Origin of the sequence: Salinisphaera sp. G21_0 (genome assembly GCF_017744115.1) — a bacterium.
Taxonomy (GTDB): Bacteria; Pseudomonadota; Gammaproteobacteria; order Pseudomonadales; family Endozoicomonadaceae; genus Endozoicomonas.
In genome coordinates this window covers 1-512 of the sequence record NZ_JAGHQW010000303.1, presented here as the reverse complement: position 1 = coordinate 512, position 512 = coordinate 1, and the positions used below count along the sequence as shown (strand labels likewise).

Here is a 512-nt window from a genome sequence, read left to right as displayed (position 1 = left end):
GGAAATATTGGTGACCAGTGCCCGGTCGAGCGGTTTGCCCTTAACGTCCTCGTCTTTGCCCTCCTGCCAGCCCTCTTTCAAGCAGGGCAGGGTCAGGAAGGCCTTCACGTCCTTATCTTTCGGTAAGTCTTTAGAGCAACACATGGAGGAAATATTGGTGACCAGTGCCCGGTCGAGCGGTTTGCCCTTAACGTCCTCGTCTCTGCCCTCCTGCCAGCCCGCTTTCAAGCAGGGCAGGGTCAGGAAGGCCTTCACGTCCTGATCTTTCGGTAAGCCTTTGCCATTACACATGGAGGAAATATTGGTGACCAGTGTCCGGTCGAGCGGTTTGCCCTTAACGCCCTGGTCTTTGCCCTCCTGCCAGCCCTCTTTCAAGCAGGGCAGAGTCAGGAAGGCCTTCACGTCCTGATCTTTCGGTAAGCCTTTGCCATTACACATGGCGGAAATATTGGTGACCAGTGCCCGGTCGAGCGGTTTGCCCTTAACGTCCTCGTCTTTGCCCTCCTGCCAGC

General features: G+C 56.2%; 1 protein-coding gene. It reads right to left on the bottom strand.

From position 1 onward, the window contains the following. Nucleotides 1-512: hypothetical protein (locus J7439_RS26190; RefSeq protein WP_209204987.1), on the bottom strand; the 512-nt coding region annotated here is incomplete at both ends.